Genomic DNA, 7125 nt, shown 5'->3' with positions numbered 1-7125 from the left:
TCCCTGATCAATATAAAGAACGGCATCATCAAGAATACCCAAACCATAACCCATAGATTTTCTTGCAAAATTGTAAGGTACTATATCCTGTATTTTCGTGCGCGAAATTAATTTACCAGACAAGTCATACGTTAATAGTCCATTAATTCCATAAGCCATGAACTCCTTTTCTCCGATTATTTTTAATGGCCCAAATAATACTCCATAGGTATCAGGCAAATCTCCGAATTTGGGATAAGTGTATAGAATATTTCCATCAAAGTCCGCTACATAAATATCCTCAAACGTGTCTCCATGCTCCATAAACAGGATAGTTCCGGACTGGGGATCGATGTCATGAACTATGGGATTCCCCAAGTACTCAATCTGCACACTGTCTATTTTTTCCAGTGTTACAATTCCATTATCATAAGCTCTGCTTAAAACCTCCTCGTGCTTGGATTGAACACAGGAAAAAATCAGTACAATTAGCGTTATATGTGCAAAAAAATTCTTCATTAGTTTTAGTGACAGAATTTTAAACTAGCAATTTTTTATTTACAAACCAACTATATTCTTATTTTTTATTTTACAAAACCATCCTTCCCAATAATATGATCATTAAAGGAATCATCATACAAGGAGTCCATGCCCCAGAAAATGAATGGATAAGCTATTTTGCCGGAATAGCCTTTTGTGGTGGAGTGGGAATGTTTATTTCAACAATTTTTGGCAGAAAAGAAAATAAAAAAAAGCGGGACCTAATCGGTCTCGCTTTTTACCTGTAGTTCTATTTCTTCTCCTGATTCATCCAGGAATTTGTACTCCGTCACTGGGAGGGAAGAGTCTTTTATCAGTCTTACCCACTTCAAGTATTTGAAAAACCACCTTACCCTTTGTGAAATCATTCCATGCGTAAAATAGGCATAGAGGTAAGGGTGTAACCCGATGTGGATGTTTGAAACGTTTTGGATCGTAGCAATATGTTCGAGATCTTTTTCCAATTTATCAGCCACCAAAATAGAGGCTTGAATTTTACCTGTTCCCCCACAAGAAGGGCAGGTTTCCTTGGTGACAATGTTGACTTCAGGTCGCACGCGCTGCCTCGTGATTTGCATCAGACCAAATTTGGTCAGCGGCAGGACAGTATGTTTGGACCTGTCATCTTTCATCGCTTCTCTCATCGCATCATAGACGGCTTTTTTATTATCCGCTTTTTTCATGTCGATAAAGTCAACAACGATGATACCCCCCATATCTCTGAGGCGTAATTGTCTGGCAATTTCTTTAACAGCTACCAGGTTGGTTTTTAATGCTGTATTTTCCTGGTCACTTTCTTGATTGGATTTGTTTCCACTATTCACGTCTATGACGTGCAGGGCTTCGGTATGTTCAATAATCACATAACCGCCCTGCGGTAGACTGATAGTCTGTCCAAACAAGCTTTTGATCTGCTTTTCGATTCCAAAATTTTCAAAGAGCTTCGCTTTTCCATTGTAAAGCTTAACAATTTTTTCCTTTTCAGGGGCAATAGATCTGATGTAAGACCTGATTTGATCATAGATCAATTCATCCTCTACGGTGATTGCGTCGAATGACTCATTGAGCAGGTCCCTGATAATAGAGGAAGCCATACTCATTTCTCCAATAACTTTGTCGCGCCCTTTGGCCTTGGCCAGTTTTTTCATGCCATCTTCCCAAGTGCTCAACAGATTGCGAAGATCCTTGTCCAGTTCGGTTACGGACTGAGACTCGGCCACTGTTCTGATGATCACGCCAAAATTGGCGGGTTTGATGGAGGTAATCAAGCGTACAAGCCTTTTCCTTTCATCCGCAGAGCGTATCTTTTTAGATACATTAACGGTGTCAGAAAATGGTACAAGTACCAGGTAACGACCAGCGATGGAGAGCTCACAGGATAGTCGCGGTCCTTTAGTAGATATCGGTTCTTTAACAACCTGTACCAATACCTGATTGCCTTTAGAAAATACATTGGAAATTTTCCCAAGCTTTTCAATATCTCCTTCCAGTTCAAATCCTTTCAGATTTAGTCCTTGGTAATTATTATTCTTGACTATTTTCGTAAACTTGTTCAGGCTATTTATTTGAGGCCCTAAATCCTGATAATGCAGGAAAGCATCTTTCTCATAGCCTACATCAATGAATGCCGCATTCAGCCCATTGACAATTTTACGAACAGTCCCCAAATAGATATCACCGACTTTAAACTGATTTTCTCCACCTTCTGAGTGAAGTTCAACCAGACTTTTGTCTTTGAGGAGGGCAATCCGACTACCACTTTGAACAGAATCAATTACTAGTTCTGTGCTCAATCGTGTCTGATTTTATTATTTAAATGAACGTTTGCTGTAAAAACTTAAAGAAGAAGCACATTACTTCTTCTTATGTCTGTTTTTTCTCAGTCTTTTCTTACGCTTATGCGTAGCAATTTTATGTCTTTTTCTTTTCTTACCGCAAGGCATAGTTTTAAAGATTTAGAGTGGAACAATTATTTTAGAGCTTTTCCAGATAGCTTTCGACACTGGCCAAGACCATAGGGTCGTCTGTCATGTCTTGTACTTGCTGGAATTGCCTTTTTGCTTTGTTGTTTTGTTTGGACTCGAAATAACTGACAGCCAGATAGAACTGCCCCTGAAGGTGGTCAGGATGAAAACGTACCAATTCTTCAAATCGTTCCGAAGCACGTTTATATTGCCCGGATTGCATGGAGAGTACACCCATATTGAACAAACCATCTTCGTTACTTGGATCTTCCTCCAAAATTTCCCGAAGCATGGTGATCCCCTGCATGGGATTGGCAGAAGACACATAGGTCATAGCCACTTTGGTTTTAAGATCCAAACGATTTGGGTTGCTTTCCAACACCTTGTTCAGATAGCTTCTGGTTTTATCGGCCAGATAGGCTACTTTCTCTTCATTAAGAGCAAAAGTGTAGGCTTCATAATACGCATTACCTGCTTTTTCCCATGTCTCAGGACTGCCAATTTGCAAGGCAGCCTGCTCCAGAAAATAAGCAGCGGAATCAAACTTTCCTACTTGCGAATAAATCAATGCCAATGTATCTGCCAGCACAAGAAACCTTTCCTTATCACTTTCTCCCTGTAACTTACCTGCAATGGCATCCAAAGCCTCTCTGGCTTCTTCCGATACCGGTGCATCATGAAGTTCCTCCACTGAAGAACCTGAAGAGGATGTCGCCTGTTCTCCGATTTCTGCATTACCTTCCTCATTGTCAACGACAACCCTAGGAAGGGAATACAGGATACCTATTACGGCGATACCAATTACAAGTATGATAATCTGGGATTTTTTCATAAGTAAAGAAGGTCCTCAGGATTAATCCTGAGGAGCCAATTCTTTGATTTTCTTGCTGTTTTTGATTTTTTCGATGAACACTTTAGAAGGCTTAAAGGCCGGTACATAATGCTCATCTATTACAATGGCTGTATTTTTGGAGATGTTTCTCGCAATTTTCTTAGCCCTCTTCTTGTTGATGAAGCTTCCAAAACCTCTTACATAAATATTCTCTCCTTCCGCCATGGAATCTTTTACCACTTTGAAGAATGCTTCAATGGTCTGAGTTACATCATCTTTCTGGATTCCTGTTTTTTCCGAAATCTTGGTGATTACTTCTGCTTTTGTCACTTTTTGCTGAATTTAAATTATTACCGAATAAGCTTAACGACCTATTAACCAACTATTTTTGGGACTGCAAATTTATACGAACCAATTCAATATAAAAACAAAATGCCCAAAATTAGATTGAAATGTTTAACATTGTCTTAATCTAACATGTAACGCTTACTTTGAACCAAAAAGTATTTTCCCAAAGATTATTGGAGTGGTATGCTGTGCATAAAAGGGATTTGCCTTGGAGAAATACTAGAAACCCATATTTCATTTGGCTTTCAGAGATTATCCTTCAGCAGACCCGCGTAGCACAAGGCTTACCCTATTTTGAAAAATTTGCAGCCAATTACCCCAATGTTCAGGCACTGGCACAGGCACCGGAAGAAGATGTCATGCGTCTTTGGCAAGGATTGGGCTATTACAGCCGCGCAAGAAACTTACATGCCTGCGCTAAAGAAATTTTTGAAAACAGGGAATCTAAATTCCCTGAAACCTATACAGAATTGCTTCAATTGAAGGGAGTAGGCAGTTATACGGCTGCTGCCATTGCCTCTTTTGCCTTTGGAGAAGCAGTAGCTGTAGTGGATGGGAATGTTTTCCGGGTGCTCAGTCGGGTATTTGGACTTACAGCAGTCAGCAATAGCAGTAAGGGGAAAAAACTTTTCGAAGAATTTGCAAATAAAATTATCCCCTTGGAAAACCCCGCAGATTTCAATCAGGCCATTATGGAATTTGGTGCCCTGCAATGCACACCCAAAAACCCTGAATGCAACACCTGCCCAATAAGTGAGGCTTGCTTTGCCTATCAAAAAGGCATGGTTGAATCCTTACCTATCAAGTCCAAGAAAATTAAAGTTAAAGAAAGATATTTTCAATATGCCCACATCCTCTGCGGTGAATACACTGTTATCAAACAAAGAGGAGGCGGAGATATCTGGCAAGGGCTGTTTGATTTCCCATTAGAAGAACTTCAATTAAAAGAGGCCCTGCAATTGGAATCCCAGTTTTTTGCCGATCAGGATAATTATCGGACACTAAATGTCATAAAAAATCCTTACGTATTTAAGCATGTACTGACGCATCAAAAAATTTTTGCCAACTTTGTAAAGTTCGTGATTGAGGAAAGTGAAAAACCGAAATTGTCAGCGTGGGTGAAAAATAAGGGATATCAAATGGTGGACCAAACCCAGTTAGAAAGTGTAGCCAAGCCAAGGTTGATCCTGAAATATTTGAACGATGAAAAATAATTCTTAAATTTAATCATGGACTTTTTGTAAACCACTTAACAATACAGATTATGGCCGGAGTAAATAAGGTGATTTTATTGGGTAATTTGGGTGCAGACCCAGAAGTGAAGCATTTGGAAGGGGATAAAGTAGTAGCTAACCTAAGACTTGCTACTACAGAAGCCTACAAAGACAGGAATGGCAACAGGGTGGAAAATACCGAGTGGCATGATTTGGAACTTTGGGATGGTCAGGCTAAAATAGCAGAGCAGTACCTGAAAAAAGGAATGCAGATTTATGTTGAAGGTAAAATCAAAACTGATTCCTGGCAAGACGAACAGGGAAACAACAGAAAAAGAGTACGAATTAGGGTACTGAGCTTCACCATGTTGGGAGGAAGACCAGAAGGTACCGGTACGGGTCAAACACCCTCCGGTAATTACGAAAAAAGTCCACAGCAAGCCGGTGCAAATACACCAGTTACTTCGGGACCTGCAGATGACGATGACCTGCCTTTCTAAATAATTTTTTGAAGAATTGGTCAGGAAATGATTAATTTTGTAATGATCATTCAAATAATTTGATGGACGACCCATACCCGAGTCTTTTGCTGCTGGCTGAAATCAATCAGGTTTCAGCCGGCTACATTCTTATCAATGCTTTGATTTTTGTACTCCTGCTCCTTGTTTCAGGGCTGGTTTCGGGGTCGGAAGTAGCTTTTTTTTCCCTGAATGCGGAGGACATTGCAGAGATGGAAGAACACACTGATCAGAGAACCTTAAGGGCAATTCAACTTGTAGCATCGCCTAAAACCCTACTCAGTACAATCCTTATACTAAACAACCTGATCAATATCGGAATCGTCACCCAAACCACTTTTTTCACATGGAGCCTTTTTGGTCTGAATGCTACAGGCCTTTTAATCATTTTGGGTCAAACTGTAGGGGTGACTTTTGCTATCGTGTTTTTTGGGGAAATTGTACCCAAGGTTTATGCGACCAAAGCTAAAGTGGAATTTGCGGTTTTTATGGCCCCTTTTATCTACTTTTTTGCTTTTTTATTAAAACCACTTTCCTTCCTTCTGATGAGCTTGAGTGGCCTCATCGAAAAACGGATTCAAAAAAAGGGTTATTCCTTATCAGTTGATGAACTGAATCAGGCGCTTGAAATAACAACAGAAGATACCACAGATGAGGAAAAGGACATCTTGAAAGGTATTGTAAACTTTGGCACACTGACTGTAAGACAAGTAATGCAATCCCGTATGGACATTACCGCTGTGGAAATTGAAACCGATTTTCATGAACTTATGGACAAAATCAACAAAAGTGGTTATTCTAGAATACCTGTGTACAAAGAAACCATAGACCATATTGAGGGTATCTTATACATCAAGGACCTATTGCCTTTTATAGAACAGGATGAAAATTTTGAATGGCAAAACTTAGTCCGAAAAGGATTCTTTGTTCCTGAAAATAAAAAAGTTGACGCACTGTTGAAAGATTTTCAAAAAAAACGTGTCCACATGGCAATTGTGGTTGATGAATATGGGGGAACCTCCGGGCTAGTCACCTTAGAAGATTTAATCGAAGAAATTATAGGCGAAATCAATGATGAATTCGATGATGCCGAGGATTTCTTTTTCAAAGAAATTGATGTGAATACTTTTGTCTTTGAAGGAAAAGTTTCTTTGAATGACTTCTGTAAAAAAATTGATGTAGATCAACAGGTTTTTGATGAGGTCAAAGGAGAAAGTGAATCCTTGGGTGGTCTCCTGTTGGAAATCAATTCCAATTTGCCTAAAAATGGGACTAAAATCAGGTTTGCTAATTTCGAATTCACCATCCTTGCGGTTGATGCAAAAAGAATCAAAAAAGTTAAAGTTCATCTCCTGTCAGATGATAAAGAAAACAAAGGTCATAACGAAGATTAATCACCCCATAAAAACATATTGTGTTCTGATTTTTTAGAATATACAAAATAAAATATTATTTGGGTTTTTGAGCATTTGGCCCAATACCCAAGAAGTGTCAACTGCCTTAAAATTATTTGTTAATTTTTTTAAAATTTTTATCCTAAACCTATTCCTGACATAAAAACATTATTTTTAGAATTATAGGCTTGATTTTAAGCCTATTTTTTTAAAATTTACACATTTTGAAAATTACTTGCTTGAAATATAAACCAAAGGCATATTTTACGTTCCCTTAGTTTTGTGTTATTATCAGTATAAACTATTCATCAACAAGGCTGATTCATTGCTTCTATT

Annotated in this window: 6 protein-coding genes and 1 pseudogene; 3 read left to right on the top strand and 4 right to left on the bottom strand. The window is 38.8% G+C overall.

Translation table 11 applies throughout. The features are described 5' to 3' along the window. The 4 genes and pseudogenes from QZT73_RS03875 to QZT73_RS03860 form a co-directional block, all read right to left on the bottom strand. Positions 1-498: pseudogene (locus QZT73_RS03875) on the bottom strand (hypothetical protein); the annotation flags it as partial. A gap of 242 nt (positions 499-740) precedes the next feature. Beyond that, the gene (locus QZT73_RS03870) at positions 741-2312 is read right to left on the bottom strand and encodes an Rne/Rng family ribonuclease (protein WP_291785126.1); all 1572 of its coding nucleotides are present in this window, start codon (positions 2310-2312) and stop codon (positions 741-743) included. 181 nt (positions 2313-2493) lie between these two features. Next, positions 2494-3315, bottom strand: coding sequence for a tetratricopeptide repeat protein (locus QZT73_RS03865; RefSeq protein ID WP_291785124.1), 822 nt, complete (start codon positions 3313-3315; stop codon positions 2494-2496). A 21-nt stretch (positions 3316-3336) separates the two neighbouring features. Next, positions 3337-3645 (bottom strand): HU family DNA-binding protein, encoded by a 309-nt coding sequence (locus tag QZT73_RS03860; protein WP_010611570.1) that lies wholly within the window; start codon positions 3643-3645, stop codon positions 3337-3339. A 161-nt stretch (positions 3646-3806) separates the two neighbouring features. On the opposite strand from QZT73_RS03860, the gene mutY reads away from it, so the two are divergent. The 3 genes from mutY to gldE all read left to right on the top strand — a co-directional run bounded on the left by mutY (position 3807) and on the right by gldE (position 6789). Beyond that, complete coding sequence (gene mutY, locus QZT73_RS03855; protein ID WP_291785119.1) at positions 3807-4877, top strand: A/G-specific adenine glycosylase; 1071 nt, start codon at positions 3807-3809, stop codon at positions 4875-4877. Positions 4878-4927: 50 nt separating this feature from the next. Beyond that, a complete protein-coding gene (gene ssb, locus QZT73_RS03850; protein WP_291785117.1) occupies positions 4928-5377 on the top strand; it encodes a single-stranded DNA-binding protein in 450 nt (149 codons plus the stop codon). Positions 5378-5439: 62 nt separating this feature from the next. Next, the gene (gldE, locus tag QZT73_RS03845) at positions 5440-6789 is read left to right on the top strand and encodes a gliding motility-associated protein GldE (RefSeq protein WP_291786712.1); all 1350 of its coding nucleotides are present in this window, start codon (positions 5440-5442) and stop codon (positions 6787-6789) included. Positions 6790-7125: the final 336 nt, after the last annotated feature.

Origin of the sequence: Cecembia sp. (genome assembly GCF_007126775.1) — a bacterium.
Taxonomy (GTDB): domain Bacteria; phylum Bacteroidota; class Bacteroidia; order Cytophagales; family Cyclobacteriaceae; genus Cecembia.
This window is presented reverse-complemented; position numbering and strand designations above follow the sequence as displayed.